The 17,120-nt window shown below is 66.3% G+C and carries 11 protein-coding genes and 1 pseudogene; 8 read left to right on the top strand and 4 right to left on the bottom strand.

Going from position 1 to position 17,120, the window contains the following annotated elements:
- Nucleotides 1–979 precede the first annotated feature (979 nt).
- The 7 genes and pseudogenes from ACFP1Z_RS00055 (at nt 980) to ACFP1Z_RS00030 (ending at nt 8,505) form a co-directional block, all read left to right on the top strand.
- The gene (locus ACFP1Z_RS00055; RefSeq protein ID WP_390313543.1) at nt 980–4,990 is read left to right on the top strand and encodes a polymorphic toxin-type HINT domain-containing protein; all 4,011 of its coding nucleotides are present in this window, start codon (nt 980–982) and stop codon (nt 4,988–4,990) included.
- A gap of 66 nt (nt 4,991–5,056) precedes the next feature.
- A complete protein-coding gene (locus tag ACFP1Z_RS00050; protein ID WP_390313542.1) occupies nt 5,057–5,509 on the top strand; it encodes a hypothetical protein in 453 nt (150 codons plus the stop codon).
- A 555-nt stretch (nt 5,510–6,064) separates the two neighbouring features.
- Nucleotides 6,065–6,252: pseudogene (locus tag ACFP1Z_RS33730) on the top strand (ISAzo13 family transposase); the annotation flags it as partial.
- Nucleotides 6,253–6,342: 90 nt separating this feature from the next.
- Nucleotides 6,343–7,152 carry a hypothetical protein gene (locus tag ACFP1Z_RS00045; RefSeq protein WP_390313541.1) on the top strand — a complete coding sequence of 270 codons (810 nt, stop codon included), beginning with the start codon at nt 6,343–6,345 and terminating at the stop codon, nt 7,150–7,152.
- 52 nt (nt 7,153–7,204) lie between these two features.
- Nucleotides 7,205–7,648, top strand: a complete 444-nt coding sequence (locus ACFP1Z_RS00040) for a hypothetical protein (RefSeq protein WP_390313540.1) — start codon at nt 7,205–7,207, stop codon at nt 7,646–7,648.
- Nucleotides 7,649–7,744: 96 nt separating this feature from the next.
- The gene (locus ACFP1Z_RS00035) at nt 7,745–8,107 is read left to right on the top strand and encodes a hypothetical protein (protein WP_390313539.1); all 363 of its coding nucleotides are present in this window, start codon (nt 7,745–7,747) and stop codon (nt 8,105–8,107) included.
- 68 nt (nt 8,108–8,175) lie between these two features.
- On the top strand, nt 8,176–8,505 hold the full coding sequence (locus ACFP1Z_RS00030) for a hypothetical protein (protein ID WP_390313538.1): 330 nt from the start codon (nt 8,176–8,178) through the stop codon (nt 8,503–8,505).
- A gap of 133 nt (nt 8,506–8,638) precedes the next feature.
- Here ACFP1Z_RS00030 and ACFP1Z_RS00025 read toward each other — a convergent pair whose 3' ends face one another.
- The 4 genes from ACFP1Z_RS00025 to ACFP1Z_RS00010 all read right to left on the bottom strand — a co-directional run bounded on the left by ACFP1Z_RS00025 (nt 8,639) and on the right by ACFP1Z_RS00010 (nt 15,753).
- Entirely contained in the window at nt 8,639–9,541 is a 903-nt protein-coding gene (locus ACFP1Z_RS00025) for an esterase/lipase family protein (protein WP_390313537.1), read from the bottom strand.
- 244 nt (nt 9,542–9,785) lie between these two features.
- Nucleotides 9,786–10,664, bottom strand: coding sequence for an esterase/lipase family protein (locus ACFP1Z_RS00020; protein WP_390313536.1), 879 nt, complete (start codon nt 10,662–10,664; stop codon nt 9,786–9,788).
- A 203-nt stretch (nt 10,665–10,867) separates the two neighbouring features.
- A complete protein-coding gene (locus ACFP1Z_RS00015) occupies nt 10,868–11,899 on the bottom strand; it encodes a DNA polymerase Y family protein (protein ID WP_390313535.1) in 1,032 nt (343 codons plus the stop codon).
- Entirely contained in the window at nt 11,896–15,753 is a 3,858-nt protein-coding gene (locus tag ACFP1Z_RS00010; protein ID WP_390313534.1) for a DNA polymerase III subunit alpha, read from the bottom strand. The genes ACFP1Z_RS00015 and ACFP1Z_RS00010 overlap by 4 nt, the downstream gene beginning before the upstream one ends.
- 237 nt (nt 15,754–15,990) lie before the next feature.
- Here ACFP1Z_RS00010 and ACFP1Z_RS00005 point away from each other — a divergent pair, with 237 nt between their 5' ends.
- Nucleotides 15,991–17,055 carry a YhgE/Pip domain-containing protein gene (locus ACFP1Z_RS00005; RefSeq protein WP_390313533.1) on the top strand — a complete coding sequence of 355 codons (1,065 nt, stop codon included), beginning with the start codon at nt 15,991–15,993 and terminating at the stop codon, nt 17,053–17,055.
- Nucleotides 17,056–17,120 lie beyond the last annotated feature (65 nt).

Below are 17,120 nucleotides of genomic sequence, written 5' to 3'. Positions count from 1 at the left end.
CCGCAGCAGAGCTGAGAGTGAAGGATCCTACGGCTGCACAGCCGACTCCTACGATGCAAGCAAACAGTTTCTTACGCCTTCCAAGTGCCACAGGTGTGCCCTTCTAGAGAGATGACAGAAGCGGTTCGCCAAACGGAGGAAGGTAAAGGCGAACAAGCAGAACATACCATCCATGCTGTCTCCGCAGGTTCTTGAGAGACAGTCAGTTGGAAGCCGTCACGTCAACGAGGGCGGCACTCTGGCTACTGACTAGCCGGGAGTGGGATCACCGACTCGAACTGACTCCCTCAGATCGCAGGTTGGGCGGCTGCCACCGGGTATGGTCCCGACAGGAAGCAGTCAGCCGGAAGCCTGAGCCATGTGCTCACAGGAGCCAACAGCGGCATGCCGAACGAGGCTTTTTTGCCAACCTGCCTCTGTGTCAATGGGGTTCATGCACGGCAAGCGAGCTGGGCAGTCAACGAGCCTACCCATGCTCCCGCCTTCACTGGGCGGCTGCGACCACCAAGGGGAGTGGGTCAGGTCAGTCATGTCGACCGCCAGGTGCCCGGGACCCGTATCACCTGCCTGCTAGCCGCTCTGGGACTGACACACATGCGGGGTTGCACCCAACTAGACGTAGGGGCCGGGATGGATACGGCTGTCGACGTCCGCCAGTGCAGCATCGAGACATGCCTGTGTGGGAGTGGCTGGATCACTACAGCCAAGAGCAAGAGTCCTGCCTGACGTCTCCGATGTCCAACGCGGCGCCCAGGCCGGGCCTGAGACGCAAGTAAGGAACGTTATGGGGATCACTTCCCGCCACATCTCCCCCCAACTACCCCTCACCATAGAGCTATGCTCACCCCGCCGAAGCACGGCAATCCATCGAACAGGAAGATCGAACTGATCAGTGAGACTTAGATACAGGCCCTACTCAAAGAAGGTCAGAAGACAGCGGCTGCGCGGTACCCGCTTGTGTACCAGCCTCGTCTCTCTCGTGCTTGTTGCTGGCCTTCTTGACTCAAGTCCGAGCACCGCTGCGGAGATACCCAGTGACGGCGATGGGACGGTCAATCCGATCCCAAAAACCGACCGTGGTCGCATTGTTGAATGGTGGGTAGAGGGTGGCCCTGCTGTCAAGGCTGCGGCCGAGGTCGCGCTCATGGGCTCGGACGAGGACGTACGTCGCTTCCTCGACAGTGAGAAAGACATAGCCGAGCTGCACGACGATCGGATCGCTACGGTCCAGATCCTCTCTGTGGGTGGACAAGAGGTACGCTCGGCAGCAAAGAAGGCTCTTGCCGGTTCTCCAGAGGAGTTGCGCAACTTCCTCAAGAACGGCTGGGAAGAGCCCCTTGAGCAAGACCAACGCGTCCAGCTGGTCCAAGTCATGAGCGCTGGTGGCCCAGAAGTCCGAGAAGCTGGCAACGCTGCGCTTCAAGGGAACGTCAACGACATCCGCAACTTCCTCAACGAGGGTCAGTATGCGGCCCAAGAAGCCGACGACCGGGTCCGCATCGTACAGATTATGAGCGCTGGCGGTCCGGCTACCAGAGATGCTGCCAAAGTTGCGCTAAACGGGTCCATCGATGATGTGCGGGAGTTTCTGAAAATAGGCCAGTACATCACACGCGCACGGGACCAAGAGCGAGCCACCATCACGCAACTGGCTGCACAGGCAAGAGAAGCAAGCGAAGAGGCACAACGACAAACTGACGCTGCTAAGGAAGCTTCTGAACGCGCAGTAAGTGCGTCGAAGCTCGCCAAAGATGCAGCTAAGACCGCAGCGGACGAAACCAGGGCAGCGGGCAACGATGCCAAGCGTGCAGCAAACGCTGCTGGACGTGCTGCAGACGCGGCAGCCAGCGCCGCTGAGGCAGCCCAGGAAGCCATCGCAGCAGCCCGAGCTGCCCACTACGCAGCCCGGATTGCTGCCAGTGCTGCCGAGCAGGCTGCTTCTGCTGCAGCCGCGGCAGCCGAAGCAGCCTCGCGGGCACGTGGCGCTGCGGCTAGCGCAGCAACGAATGCCGGAGATGCAGCTGTTGCACGCCAAGAAGCCGTAAACGCCCGCGCTGCGGCCAAGGCGGCAAGAGACGCAGGAGAAGCCTCTCAGAAAGCTGCTATCGCTGCAGAGGCAGCGGAACGTACAGCAACCGCAGCGGCCTACGCCGGCGCGGACGCAGAAGCAGCGGCGGCAGCTGCCGACGAAGCTGGCGGATATGCCGACGCGGCTGGCGCACAAGCGGCCCGAGCTAGACAGTGGGCGACCACAGCCCGCAGCCATGCCAAGGAAGCGACGCGCGCAGCCCAAAGGGCCCAGGGACTGGCGAGGCAGGCCGCGAATGCGGCATATGAAGCACGCAATGCGGCCAACTCAGCTGCTGTACATGCGGAAAAAGCAGCCGACGCTGCTGAGCAAGCCGCCAAACATGCTGGCGAATCATCCACAGCTGCTCAAGAGTCCCTCAACCATGCCGAGGAGGCAAGAAAGGCTGCCGGCGCAGCACAGGATGCCGTGGCCACTGCGAATAAGGTCCAGGACCTGAACCGCAATATTGAGGCGGAGGAGTTGAAGTCCAGAACATCCTCCGGTATCGAGCAGGCGAAGCAACTCAAGCAGACGGATGACGAACGTAAGTCTGCAGAGGCTCGCACCGCCCAAGAAGAGAAAGAGGTGGACGAAGAGGCTGCACGCCTTGCAGTCGAAGCTGCCAAGCCAGGAGTAGACGCTAAGGACCTTGCCCTGAAGGGACGCAAGCTCGCTCTTTCTGTTCTGAAGACGCGAGGCCCCTGGCACCAAACCGCGGCCAAAATCGCTCTTTCAAGCAACGATAAAGCGGTGATCAACTACCTGCAGACCGGCTGGAAAAAAGCAGCGGAGCAGGATGATCGAGCCCAGGTCATACGTCTCGCAGAAGAGGCGAAATCAGAGGCCGTTCGCTCCGCGGCTGATGAAGCACTGAAGGGTGACAGCGAAAAGGTCGCCGAATTCCTTCGAACCGGTCAATACCAAGCCGCCATAAACGAATTTCGAATACGTACTGTACAAATCGCGAGCAGTGGCCAGAACGAAGTCCGGAGCGCCGCTAGGGCAGCATTGAACGATGGTTCTGCAGCGGCACTAAGAAAGTTCCTCAACGAAGGCCAGTACGCCGCTCGGACAGCAGACGAGCGCATTCGCGCCGTGCAGTTGATGGGCAGTGGCGGACCCGAGACTAAGGCAGCGGCGCAGATCGCTATGGAGTCGCCGCCTCCACTACTTCACCACTTTATCGAAGTCGGCCAATACAAGGCTGCTCGTAAGGACCAGCTAACTGCCGCCCATGTCGCCGAGGTCAAACGCATCATCGCTGAAGCGTCTGGTACAGCGGCCACTGCACAGAAGTACGCTGCCGAGGCAAGTCGTGTCGCGGCCATCGCAAAACAAGCTGCTGCTGATGCGGACGGATACGCCAAACAAGCTCGTGTGTCAGCTGCGCAAGCCAAGGACTACGCAGAACAAGCAAATCAGTCAGCGAAGCAGGCAGCAGCCTCAGCTGCCGACGCAGCAGCGTCGGCCAAGACTGCGCGCCAAGCAGAGACGGCAGCTCTCCGTAGCGCCAGCGACGCGGAAGTTTCCGCAACACGCGCCGAGCGGTGGGCAGAGACGGCCCGCGGATCTGCTGATGAAGCCTACGCTGCCGCTACTGAAGCTCATATCTCCGCTACAGCAGCCGGCAACGACGCTGAAACTGCACAGAAGGCCGCAGAGGAAGCATTCCAGCACTACCTGGAAAAGCAGGAACAATCAAGTGAGATATGGCGACACGACGACGCAGGGCGGCAAGAATACGAACGAATCCAGGAAATACTCGACGGGGACCAAGAGGCCGGGAAGCCTGACGGAGGGTTCAACTGGGCAGGCACCCTTGAAGAAGGAGGCCATCTTGCTCTCGATCTCATCGGCTGGTTCCCTGCCATAGGCCAGGTTTTGGGGAATGGCGCTAATTGCATCTGGTACAAGATGGAGGGTGAAAACCTGGATGCCCTGTTGTCCTGTGCCGCCGCAATTCCGCTTTTCGGATATGAAGCATCCGCTGTGCGCGGCGGTAAGTGGATTGTCAAGCTCTCCGAAACCAAGGTAGGCAAAAAAACCGTCGAGTTCTTTAAGAAGCTCTTCGGTCGTGGGAAGCCGTCATGCAAGAACAGCTTCACCCAGGAAACCCCGATCAAGATGGCCGATGGGACAGTGAAGCCGATCAAAGCTGTCGCGATCGGAGACCAGGTATTGTCGACGGACCCAGTAAGCGGAAAAACTGAGTCCAGACCAGTTGACGACGTGATCGCTGGCACAGGTCAGAAGCACCTTGTCCAGCTGACCGTTGACATAGATGGCGATGATGGCGATGCGACAGGGACGGTGACTGCGACTGACGGTCACCCATTCTGGCTCCAGGATCAACACGCTTGGGTCAAAGCCAACGAGATTCAACCGGGTGCATCGCTGCGCACTCCCAACGGCTCGACCGTAAAGGTTGTAGCGTCACGCACATGGGTATCAACTCAGCAGGTATTCAACCTGTCAGTCAGCGGCCTACATACCTACTACGCGATCGCGGGTAAGGCCACTCCAGTTCTAGTTCACAATTGTGGTGACCTCGACAAGGATTACAACATAGTCGGCGGCCATGCCCGAGATCACGTAGGACTGTCGGATGAGGATCTACGGAGACGGGCGCCGACGTTGCGAGGCGGAGAAGCATCCACTCTCCATGCCGAATCCGCGCAAAAGAACATCGATTCCATGCTAGAAAAGGACAAGCTCAACAAATGGGCTAATGGCAATGGCAGGGTGCACGGAGACACCAAGCTAGTCAAAAAGAGGTTTACCGAGCCAGTAGGACGCGTTGCTGACAGAAACGGGAATGTGAAGGACGCTTACACGATCGAACTTGTCATCAAAAAGGTAGACAAAGGCACGGGTGGCCACAAGGGCACCTGGATCGTCTTCACAATAAAGGCCAGCTAGGCCCGAGGCTGGCGACTGCCTCTGGCAGTCGCCAGCCTCCCCTCAATACGAAATGCTGGAGAGGCCGTGTCACAGCAAGATCTTTATACCTTCCTTACTGTCTTCCAAGGTTGCCACGAGGAACTTCGATCCTTTTCCTACGAAGCCCTCACGGATGTACACCTGGGAGACGAGGTCGATCTAAGTCATCATTATTTCATCAATCGCCATGACGGAGCAATGGAAGTAGAGTCACTGCATCGATTCGCAATCTCGATTGGACCCAATTTCTCTGCAGTCAACGAAATCGACGTTACGGCGAGTATCCGAGTTTCTCTAGCCACGTGTTCTGCCCGCACTTCGATTCAAGCGCGACTGGATAAAGAAGCGGGTGGATTCTCGGTCGGTTCCAGCACCATTCAAGAGAAGTTTTCTGGCGACGTAGACCTGGCGGAAGCAATCAAATTTCTTCGGCAGAGTGTGAGCGACCTAGGTGAGCTGTCGGAACTGCTCGCCCCCTTCGCACGTCCACGCCCCTGAATCAGGCCAGCGCCAAACACAGGCAGATAGAACCTACCGTGAAAGAAGTCCCCAGCCTCATGTTGCCGTGCACCTGACGGACAAATCGAGAACGAAGTGAATAATTTCGACTGGAAACCCGCCCACAGGCAGGGGTGTAACATTCACCACGGGTTTCGGGGTAAATCCTGCCGTTCTAGTGAGACCGTCTATACGTAGTCGAGATTTATCAGTGACTCCTGGGGCCGTCTCTATATAATCGAGGCAGCTCTCCGGCCGTTACAACCGGAGAGCTGCCTCCTCTCGCTCACGAGGATGCTGTAGATTCGCACTCTTGCCGCCCACGGGTGACGAGCCGGTGCACCGTCGTGCAACTCACGGGGCACGCCGAGCTGCAGGCGCGAGCCGCCCTACCTGCCTATCAGGGATCGTAGAAAATCAACGTATTGCCTTCCGTCCTAGGGCTCGTTGGTGTGGCATGGGCATATCGGAAGCGACTCGCGGTCAACTCGCGGAGAAGTTCGAGGCGTTGTTCCCGCACCTGGATGAGCGGCAGCGTCGACTGCTGATGAGTCGGATCTCATCGGCCGACTCCTCGGCGTCACTGCCATGACCATAAGCCGCGCGAACCAGGAAGCCCGCCCCTCCTGGAAGCCCACGGCCGTCACATCAATGCCTCCACAGCCCGATTTCGCACACTCGCCGACATCGCGACGTTCCTGGCCCCCAATCCCACCCAAAGCAAGATCAAGCCAGCATGTTGATTCTCTGCGAGCCCTGACTCACCCCTCGATTGAGTCGCTGGTAGAACGCAGGAGCCTCGGCCCCGCCTACTCGATGGCAGGATGCAGTACGTGCCTGAGATATCTGCCTTGTGGGACCCCGCCCTCCCGAACGAAACCAAGTGGCTGGCTGACCTGACGGATGACGCCTACGGCGTCACCGGTTTCCTCGCTCCTGGTATCCCCGATGCCGCCTGGGTGCTCAATGCCATGTACGAGCACGAGCTCGGCCCTGGCGGGCTCTCGCATCATGAGCTGCACCAGATCGAGGAAGAGGCGCACGGAGAGCGAGGTCCGGTCATTGTCGACGGTCATGACCTGACCTTCCTGCGGGGACAGGGGGTGCTCACAGGCGGCAGCGTAGGACACGCCGAGCATCCCGGGCCCGGCTACCGACGGCTTCGTTGGGCCGAGTTGGCGGAGCGCACCGGTGATCCGGTTGTGAAGGAGGATTACCTTCCCTCGTTCCGGAGCGCCCCTGATGGCCGTCTGCTGGACGGGAGTTGGCCTGTCGGTATCGAGCCGCCCACCGAAGGGGCTCTCGACCGACCGACGTGGAACCGGCTGATCGAGCTGCTCGTGGAGCACAGCCCGGCCGGCCCGGATACGCGCTGCTTCGCCTACTACAACCCCCTCCTCACCAGGGAGGTGGATCTCGACAATCACACCGTCCTGACAGGCCGACTGGGCGACGCCTGGAAGCTGTACGACCACCCGGAATTTGGGTCGACCGCCTCGAACCTCTGGCCGGAAGACCGCTCCTGGGTGACCTGTACCAACTGGGATCTCTGGGGCACCAAGGTCTGCGGGCCCACGAGCCTGGTCGAGGCGCTGCTCACCGATACCCAGATCGAAGCCGTACGCCTCCCTTGGGACTCCTGATGACTCAATCGGCCGAGGCAGTGCTTCAACGACACATGCGAGGAAGTTCTTGATGTCCACCCCTGTCTGGTGGGATGAACTCATGCAAGTCAGCGAGGTTTTGGCAGCCGCAGATCGTGCTGAAGTCACATGGTGGCGTGGGGCACCCTGTGTCGACTCGGACGGCAGCAGCCATGTCCCTGACGAAGACGACGTACCCCCTCTCACGGTACGGCTCGGAAGTCTTGGGACGGTGTTTGCCGAGCGGGCTGGTGAAATCACTCCGGTCCAGTGCCGCCAAGTACTCGGGCTCCTCGAACGCGTGCAGACTCATGGGTCCGAGTACGACGGAACTGCCGTGGCTACCGGCTTCTTTGAAGCTCTCCTCAACGAGTGGGACAAGGGCTTCGATCTGCGGTCCATATGGGATCACGTGGGCCCCGAGTCCCGGGCCTACTGCGTGGCGTGGAACGACTTCAACGGAGTATCCTCGCCGGATTGGATGAGACAGCCGTAGCCAAGGTGGCACCGTCACGGATCAGTGCACTCAGCCGGCACCCTGCAGAGGGTCCTCCAACTGCCCGGGGTCACGCCTGGGCTAGGCTCCTGGACCATGACGCCCGAGGACTGCCCCAAACCTTGGGGGAACTGCACCGACGTGTACGACTTCCTGAACCAGGTACGTCTCCGTCCCGGCATGTGGCTGCCGGAGGGCTCGCTTCAGCGCTTGGAGTCCATCCTCATCGGCTACCAGGTCGCTCTCGGTGTGCATTCCACCGACGAGCGTTTCGACTTCTGGCCTGAGGGACCGTTCAGCAAGTGGCTCTGGCAGCGGCTGGGCCGCTCCAGCCCGCTCGGTTGGGCAACCGAGATCGAGCGGGAAACCCCTGTCGGGTCCACGGCAGTTGAGGAGTTCTTCAAGCTCCTTGATATCTACCGACGCGACTTGGGGCTCTGCCGCTCCGGAGACAAATGATGCGGGTTACAGCGTGTACTCCAGGGACCCGGGCCTCGTACAGCAACGAAAGAGCTGAGGACAACTGCATGCGCGAGGACGATACCTACAAAGAGGAGCTGGAATATCTCCTGGACTACGCCGAGATGACGATGCTGCACTTCATACCTGTCTGGGATGAAGCCTGCATCGTCGCAGAGAAGAGCCGAACAGAGGCAGACGCCCGGGATACGGCTCTCGAACTGATCGGTGACATGATCGACCATGGGGTCGTCGTCGGCGACAGAAGCGGCGGGCGCATCCCGTGGGATCTGCCGCGAGAAGGGATCCTGCGCCGGATAGCGGCCGAGATGGCCTCGTACGAGGACCCTCTCGACTTTGTGTACATCTGCTGGTTCATTCTCCCTGACCCCGAGTGACGGCCAGAGGGCGAGATCGAAGCCCTGCGCGGACGGTCCCGCCCAGGGGTGCGTCCCCACGCATACCGCAGCCGGTGACGGTATTCGTGGGGAACTCACCCCGGAGCGGGGCCACTTCCGTTATAACTCAGCGTCAGTCCAGGACCACCGACGCGCACGTAGTCCGCGAAGCGTTCGCCGGGTCCAGGGCGTTTGCTATCTCGTGGGCCGCGAGGCGGTCGAAGGCCACTGTGATGTGCATCGAGGCGTCCACCGGGCACAGGTCCTGGAGCTGGACGTTGTGGATGTCGCCGGGGCCGGTGAGGTAGTTGCCGCTGTGGGGGGTGACGATCTCGTCGTACTTCGTCGTGATGATCGTGTACTTGATGCCGGGGAGGGTGTCGCCGCCCTCGTTCAGGCGCTTGAGGAAGTCGGAGCCTATGGCCTGGTCGGTGAGGCCGGGGAGGGTCATGGTGATGAGGCCTCGGGCGCCGGGGACCGCGTCCATCAGTTTCGTCAGGCCGACCAGCGTTGTGCCCTGGTTGTTGGGGGCGATGGCGACGAGGGCGTTCACCTTGGGGGCGCCGCCCTCGAACTTCATGTAGCCGCGGGCGATCATGCTGCCCTGGGAGTGGGCCACCAGGTCGACCTTGTCGGTGCCGGTGGCGGTCAGGACGCGGTCGACGAAGGTCTTGAGCTTGTCGACTCCCTCTGCGGCCGGGGCGAGGCCGTACATCACGGGGATGCCCTTGACCTGGCCGTAGTCGAAGGAGAAGACGCAGTAGCCGCGGTTCTTCAAGTAGGGGGCTATGAGGAGCCAGTTGTCGGTCGCGTTGCCCATCGTGCCGTGTACGAGGACCACCGGTCTGGGGTGGGCGGCGGACGGGCGGCAGGAGTAGTCGTTCCAGCCGCTGGTGACGGTGGAGGAAGCGGCCGAAGCAGAAGAAGCGGTCGGCGTCGGGGCCGCCGTGGCGGGGGCCGCTCCCAGAACGGTGGCGGCCAGGGCCAGTGCGGCAGCGGCGGACAGGGCCCGGATACGGCTCCAGGGCAGCCTCATAGGAATACCTCGCAGAGAGGAGGGCGGCCGCTGCCGTCCCGAGCAGCGGCCGCCGGCCACGGTTGCGCTGCCGCCTGCGCCATTGCGCTGAGGCAGCGTCAACTTACTTGCGAGTAGGATGCGGGGTGATCATTTCCGCGGTCAAGAAGTGCCGCGATCTTCTTTGAGACATTCCGGAGCGGGGCGTCCAGTGGGGCGTCAAGTCGCCGCGTATGGAAGGGGTTTGTCCGCTTCCGGGAGTGCTTCAGCCCACTACCGATACGCACGTCGTCGGTGACGCGTGCCCCGGGTCGAGCGCGTTGAGCACCTCGTGGAAGACGATGCGGTCGAGTGCCACCGCCAGGTGCTCCGAGAAGTCGAGCGGGCACAGGTCCTGGAGGAGGACGTTGCGGACGTTCGGGCCCTTCAGGTAGCCGGACGTGTGGGGGGTGACGACCTCGTCGTACTTGGTCGCGATGACCGTGTACGTGACGCCGGGGACCGTTTCCCCGCCCTCGTTCAGGCGGCGCAGGAAGTCGGAGCCGACGGCCTGGTCGGTCAGGCCCGGGGCCGCCTTCGAGACGACGTCGCGGGCGCCGGGAATCTCGTCCATCAGCTGGGTGAGACCGGAGAGTGTCGTGCCGTGGTTGTCGGGGGCGATGCCGACCAGGGCGTTCACCTTGGCCGCGCCGCCGAGGTACTTGAGGTAGTGGCGGGGCATCAGCCCGCCCTGGGAGTGGCCGACCAGGTCGACCTTCGGAGCGCCGGTGGCGGCCAGGACGCGGTCGACGTACGCGGAGAGCTGTTCGGCGGACTTGGCGACCGGGCCCAGGCCGTGGAAGAACGGGACCCCCGGCAGCTGTCCGTAGTCGAGGGAGAAGACGCAGTAGCCGCGGTTCTTCAAGTACGGGGCGAAAGCGAGCCAGTTGTCGACCGCGTTGCCCATCGTGCCGTGCACGAGGACGACGGGTCTGGGGTGGGCGGCGGACGGGCGGCAGGAATAGTTGTTCCAGCCACTGCTAACTGATGAGTAGCCGGCCGGCGCGGGGGCCGCGGTGGCCGGAGCCGCACCGAGCACGGTGGCCACGAGAGCCAGGACCACCGTCGGCAGCAGCACCCGGATGCGGCTCCAGGGCAGCTTCATATGGACACACCTCGCAGATGGGAGCGGTCGCCGCCGTCCCGGACGACGACCGCCGAACAGGGGGGTGTTCTGAGAGCGCGTCAACTTACGTCCGAGTAGCATGAGTGGCCGACATGCTTCGGTCAAGGACTCGCGCACGGCTCTTTTGAGACAGAGGTCGGTTCACTTTCAAGAGGGTGGATTTTACAGGGGCTTATGCGGACTCATGCTGCCTTCGGCGGTTTGTCCGCAGGGCGCGCCCTGCCGAGTGTCGCCGGTCCCACCGTCCCCGGACCCCACCGCTCCGCGATCCGGTCCATCACCGGTTCCAGCCGGCGTGCCCGCTCCGCGCCCTCGTCCAGGGTGAGTTGACGGCCCGCGTACTCCTCCCCCACCACGTCCTCCGCGCGCAGCGCCACCGCCGCCACCTTCGCCCGCTGCAGCCCCAGCGCGTCATGCAGCTCGTACGCCAGTGACGCCAGGGCCGGGGTGTGGGCCGTGGGTTCGGGGAGTCTGCGGGTGCGGGTCGTCGTCGTACGGTCCGCGTAGCGGACGGTCAGTGTCAGAGAACGGGCCACTTCCCGCTCCGCGCGCAACCGGCGCCCCACCTCCACCGCCAGCCCCAGCAGTGCCCGCCGCCGTTCGTCCGCGTCCAGTTCGTACCGTACGAAGCGGTGTTGCGCGCACACCGAGCGCGTCGGCGCGTCAGGTGCCACCGGCGTACGGTCGACGCCCCGGGCGTGTTCGTGGGCGGCGCGCCCCTCCCGGGCGCCGAGGATCCGTTGCAGGGTGGACTCCGGGACGGCCGCCAGTTTCCCGATCGTGTCCAGGCCGTATCTGCCGAGCGTGCGGGCTGTCCTGGGGCCGATTCCGGGGAGTTCCGTCACCGGTTTCCCGGACATGAAGTCCGTTGTCTCCGACGGCTGTACGGACCGTACCTCGCCCTCCCCCGCCTCCCGTGCCGCGATCCTCGCCACCATGGGGTTCTCCCCCACCCCGATCGCGCACCGCAGCCCGTACCAGGCCAGTGCGCGGACCCGGACCAGTTCGGCGATGCCTGCCGCGTCGCGGTGGAAGTAGCGCGTGCTGCCGCGTACGTCCGCCAGGACCGTGTCCGGCGGCAGCGCCTGCACCACCGGCGTGAACTCGCCCAGCAGGCCCAGCAGGAGCGGCCACGGCTCCCGGCCGCCCGGGGAGCCGGCGGCCCCTACGGCCCGTACGGCCCCTACCGCTCGTACGCACAGCACAGCGCTCATCCCGCGCTCCCCGGGCTCGCGTGCCACAGCTTGCGCCCCGTCGCCGCGCCCTCGCCCGCCGGGCGCAGGTCCGACCAGGGATGCAGGGTGTAACCCGTCTCCAGATGGATCCGCCGACCCGCCGCATCCGTCACACCCTCGGCACCCGCCGCACCCGCCAAAGCCGGTCCCGGCTCCTGGGACAGGACCTTCGCCACCGCCTCCAGCCCGCCGCGCGCCCGCAGTTCCGTCAGCTCCGCCAGGTCCCAGGCCGCCGCGCCGACCACGCTCAGGCTGCGCGGGCCGCGCCGCTGAACCGTGCCCCGTACGAGCAGCAGCCAGGAGTGGAAGACCGTGTGCGCGCACGCCGCGTGCGAGTCGTCGAAGAAGGCGCAGTCGACCAGGCCCGTGCCGTCGTCGAGCGTCGTGAAGATGACGCGCTTGCCGGAGCGGATCGGCGGTGTCTGGATCGCGGCCTTGGCGCCCGCGACGAGGACGGTCGCGCCGTGCCGGATGCCGCCGTCGCGCAGCCGCTTCGCGGGGATCGCGCCCAGTTCGGCCAGGAACTGCCGGTGGTCGGACATCAGATGGCGCGAGGTGTCCATGCCGAGGACGGCGAGTTCGGCGCGGAGGCGTTCGGCGTCGGTCGGGTCGGGGAGGCCGAGGGGGGCCGTGTCGAAGACCTCGTCCAGCAGCGTCGGCTGGCTGCTCGCCGTCTCCCTCCCCCTCCCGTGACCCTTCCCATGACCCTTCCCGTGCAGTTCGGCGATCCGCAGCAGCAGGTCCCGCCGGCCCGCCCCGAAGGCGTCCAACGCGCCGACCTCCGCGAGGTGTTCGGCGACCGGGCGGCTCGGCCGGGCGCGCCGCCACAGGTCGGGCAGGGAGGCGTACGGCTGCCCGTCCACGATCCGCTCCGCCTCCGCGCCGGAGATGCCGCGGACGTCCTCCAACGCCAGGCGTACACCGAAGTGACGGCTGCGCGGGTCGAGTTCCACCTGGTAGTGGACGCCCGAGCGGTTGACGTCCAGCGGCAGGATCGGTACGCCGCGCCGGCGCGCGTCGGCGAGGAGCAGGCGCTTGGGGTACATGCCGGGGTCGTGGGTGAGGAGTCCCGCGTAGAAGGCGGCCGGGTAGTGGGCCTTGAGCCAGGCGGACTGGTAGGTAGGGACGGCGAAGGCGACGGCGTGCGCCTTGCAGAAGCCGTAGCTGCCGAACGCCTCGACGATCTCCCAGGTGCGGCGGACGACGTCGGGCGCGTAGCCGCGTTCGGTGGCCCGCCGCGTAAACCACTCCTTGACGCGGCCCTGCGTCTCCCGGTCCGACAGAACGCGCCGCGTCTCGTCGGCGACGTGCCGGTCGCAGCCGGTCATGATGCGCAGGATCTCGATGATCTGCTCGTGGAAGACGACGACCCCGTACGTCTCACGCAGGACGTCCTCCAGGTCGGGGTGGGGGTAGCGGGCGGGGGCGCGGCCGTGGCGGGCGGCGATGAAGGGGCGGACCATGTCGGCGGCGACCGGGCCGGGCCGGAACAGGGAGATGTCGACGACGAGGTCGTGGAAGGTCGACGGCTGGAGGCGGCCGACGAGGTCGCGCTGGCCGGGGGACTCGATCTGGAAGCAGCCGAGGGTCTCGGCGGAGCGGATGAGGTCGTAGGTGGCGCGGTCGCCGGGGCGTACCTGCGCGGGGTCGTCGATATCGACGCGGCGGCCGCTGACGCGCTCGATCTCGGTGACCGCGTACGCCATCGCGGACTGCATGCGCACGCCGAGCACGTCCAGTTTGAGCAGGCCCAGGTCCTCGACGTCGTCCTTGTCGAACTGGGCCATGGGGAAACCGTCGTTGCTCGTGGGGACTACGGGTGTGCGGGCGCGCAGCGTCGCGTCGGAGAGGAGCACTCCGCACGGGTGCATGGCCATGCCGCGGGGCAGGGCGTCGAGGGCCTCGACCAGTTCCCACAGCCGGCCGTGGTTCTCGGCGGCGACGCCGCGCAGTTCGGGGAGTTCGGCGAGGGCGGCGCGCGCGTCGCGGGCGCGGATGTGCGGGAACGCCTTGGCGAGGCGGTCGATGTCGGCGGGGTCCATGGCGAGGGCGGCGCCGACGTCGCGGATGGCGTGCCGGACGCGGTAGGTCTCGGGCATGGCGACGGTCGCGACGCGGTCGGCGCCGAAGCGGTCGAAGATCGCGCGGTAGACGTCCAGGCGGCGCGCGGACTCGACGTCGATGTCGATGTCGGGCAGGGCGGCCCGGTGCCGGGAGAGGAAGCGTTCCATCAGCAGGCCGTTGGCGACGGGGTCGGCGTGGGCGATGCCGAGCAGGTGGTTGACGAGCGAGCCGGCGCCGGAGCCGCGCGCGGCGACGCGGATACCGAGGGCGCGGGTGTCGTCGACGACCTGGGCGACGGTGAGGAAGTACGAGGCGAGGCCGCGTTCGCCGATGGTGCGCAGCTCCTCCTCCAGGCGGTCGCGGTAGCGGCGGTCGCGGTCGTGGTGGCGGGCCACCATGGCGGCGGTGCAGCGTGAACGCAGGACGCGCTGGGCGGTGCGGCGGCCGGCGCCCACCAGGCGGGGTTCGGGGAAGTGGACGCTGCCGAGGCCGATGTGGTCCTCGGGGTCGACGACGCACGCGGCGGCGGTGTCCTCGGTCTCGGCGAGCAGCCGGTGGGTCTCCGTACGGCGGCCGCCGGCGGCCTCGGTGACGCGTTCGGCGACGGCGGCCATGGCGGCGGGGTCCTTCAGCCAGCGTTCGCCGCTGTCGAGGTGTTCGGGTCTGCGGGGGTCGATGGGGACGAGGCGGCGGGCGGAGTCGAGGACGTCGGCGACGGGGCCCAGGCCGGGGTCGGCGTAGCGGACGGCGTTGCTCAGTACGGCCCGTACGCCCTGCTCGGCGGCGAAGCCGAGGGTACGGGCGGCGAGGCGCAGCGAACCGGGGCCGGTGCCGGGGCGGCCGTGCCAGCAGAGTTCCAACCGCAGGGCGTCGCCGAAGAGTTCGCGCCACGGGGCGAGCAGGCGGGCGGCCTTGTCGGGGCGGCCGGCGGCCAGCGCGCGGCCGATGTCGCTGTCGGGGCCGAGGAGGACGGTGAGGGGGGTGCGGATCGCCTCGTCGGCGGCGACAAGGGTGTGCCAGGGGAGTTGGGGGTGCGCCGGGTGGCCCGGGTGGCCGGTGTGGCCCTGGGTGTACGGACGGTACGGGGTGCCCGGGGCGGCACCGGGGTGCCCGGGGGCGCCGTAGCGGCCGGGGCCGCCCGGGTACGCCGAGCCGTCAAGGCCGTCCCTCGTGCCGGCGAGGTGCCCGGAGCCGTCGGCGGGCCCCATGCCCGTGCGGCCGGACCGCCCGGAGCCCCCGGCGAAGCCGGTGCCTGCGCTCTGGCCGTACTCGGCATCACCGGCAGAACCGGAACCCGGGTGGCCGGTGCGCCGCCCGTCGGTGTCACCGAAGTCGACGCCCGTACGCCCGGAACGCCCCGCACCCCCGGCGAAGCCGGCACCCGCACCGTCCGTGAAGCCGGCATGCGCCCCCGACACCAGCCCGCACAGGGCCGCCCAGCCCGCCGTGCCCTCCCTCGCCAGGAAGGTCGCGCGGGGCGTGGACTCGTCGACGAAGGCGCCGCCCCGTACCGGGGTGCGGCGGCGGGCCGGGCCCGGTGCGGGCTGTTCCTGCGGGCGTACGGCCAGGTCCACGCCGAACAGCGGGCGCACCCCGGCCGCCGCGCACGCCTTCGCGAAGCGGACGGCGCCGGCGAGGCTGTCGCGGTCGGTGAGGGCGAGCGCGTCCATGCCGCGTTCGGCGGCGCGCTCGGCGAGGCGCTCCGGGTGCGAGGCGCCGTAGCGGACCGAGAAACCCGACGCGGTGTGCAGGTGCGTGAAGCCGGCCATCGCACCTCCTGCTCCTGCTTCCACTGTCCGCCTTCTCGGCGTTTTCTGCCGCTATCAGCGGCTTTCCTCCGCTATGAACCCCCATGGTCGGTTTGCACGCCCATCTCGTGCTCCACCATAAACCATCTTTCGAACGCTCGTACGAATAGCGGGGCCGTCCGCTCGAACGATCACCGAACATCGCCCGAACGGCCCCTCCCGCCTGCGCCGCCCGCCGCCGCACCGCAGGCTCGGGGCATGACCGACGCACCCCGCCACCGCCCCTCCTTCGCCCGGGAACTGCGGGACGCGGTGACGGCCCGCGCCGCGCTGCTGGTGATCGGCGCGCTGCTGCTGCAACTCGCGTTCATCGCCTCCTACGTGGGGGCCTTCCACTCCCCCAAACCGAAGGACATCGCACTCGGCGTCGTCGCCCCGGCCCGCATGAGCGGCTCACTGGCCACACGGCTGAACGCACTGCCGGGCCGACCGCTGGACGCCCGGACCGTCACCGACCAGGCGGACGCGGTGCGCCGGATCCGGGAGCGCGAGCTGGACGCGGCCCTCGTCGTCGACCCGCGCGGCACCACCGACACCCTCCTCGTGGCCGGTGCCGCCGGGGCCTCGCTCGCGCAGGCCACCGAAGCGGTCGTCACCCGCGCCGAGGCCGCCGAGCAGCGCGCCGTACGCGTCACCGACCTTGCCCCGGCCGCCGCCGGCGACGCCCGCGGACTGACCTCGTTCTACCTGGTCGTCGGCTGGTGCGTGGGCGGCTATCTGTGCGCGGCGATCCTCGCGATCAGCGCCGGGGCCCGGCCCGCCAACCCGCGCCGGGCCGTCATCCGGCTCGGCACGCTCGCCCTGTACGCGATCGGCGCGGGACTGCTCGGCACCGTCATCGCGGGCCCGGTCCTCGGGGCACTGCCCGGCGGAGTGCTGCCGCTGTGGGGGCTGGGCGCGCTCGTGGTCTTCGCGGTCGGGGCGACGACGCTGGCCCTGCAGGGGCTCGCGGGCATCGTCGGCATCGGACTGGCCATCGCGCTCGTGGTGGTACTGGGCAACCCCAGCGCGGGCGGCGCCTACCCGTACCCGCTGCTGCCGCCGTTCTGGCGGGCGATCGGGCCCGCGCTGCCGCCGGGAGCGGGCACGTGGGCCGCCCGGTCGATCTCCTATTTCCGGGGGAACGGGGTGGTGGGGGCGCTGCTTGTGCTCTCGGCGTGGGCTTTGGGCGGGGCTGTGGTGACGGTGGGGAGTGCGGCGTTGCACGAGGGGGGTGGGCGGGGGGCGGTGGGGGTGGGTGCGGGTGGGTCGACGGCTGGGTAAGCGGGTGCGGTTCGGGGCGCCTGCGGCGGGCCTTCCCCCCCCCCCCCCCCCCCCCCCCCCCCCCC

This window comes from Streptomyces gamaensis (genome assembly GCF_042656465.1).
GTDB lineage: Bacteria > Actinomycetota > Actinomycetes > Streptomycetales > Streptomycetaceae > Streptomyces > Streptomyces gamaensis.
This window is presented reverse-complemented; position numbering and strand designations above follow the sequence as displayed.

Bases quoted from the DNA above. Each gene is read 5' to 3' on its own strand.
- ACFP1Z_RS00040 (WP_390313540.1), top strand. From the start codon at position 7,205: ATGTCCACCCCTGTCTGGTGGGATGAACTCATGCAAGTCAGCGAGGTT.
- ACFP1Z_RS00035 (WP_390313539.1), top strand. From the start codon at position 7,745: ATGACGCCCGAGGACTGCCCCAAACCTTGGGGGAACTGCACCGACGTG.
- ACFP1Z_RS00030 (WP_390313538.1), top strand. From the start codon at position 8,176: ATGCGCGAGGACGATACCTACAAAGAGGAGCTGGAATATCTCCTGGAC.
- ACFP1Z_RS00025 (WP_390313537.1), bottom strand. From the start codon at position 9,541: ATGAGGCTGCCCTGGAGCCGTATCCGGGCCCTGTCCGCCGCTGCCGCA.
- ACFP1Z_RS00020 (WP_390313536.1), bottom strand. From the start codon at position 10,664: ATGAAGCTGCCCTGGAGCCGCATCCGGGTGCTGCTGCCGACGGTGGTC.
- ACFP1Z_RS00015 (WP_390313535.1), bottom strand. From the start codon at position 11,899: ATGAGCGCTGTGCTGTGCGTACGAGCGGTAGGGGCCGTACGGGCCGTA.
- ACFP1Z_RS00010 (WP_390313534.1), bottom strand. From the start codon at position 15,753: ATGGCCGGCTTCACGCACCTGCACACCGCGTCGGGTTTCTCGGTCCGC.
- ACFP1Z_RS00005 (WP_390313533.1), top strand. From the start codon at position 15,991: ATGACCGACGCACCCCGCCACCGCCCCTCCTTCGCCCGGGAACTGCGG.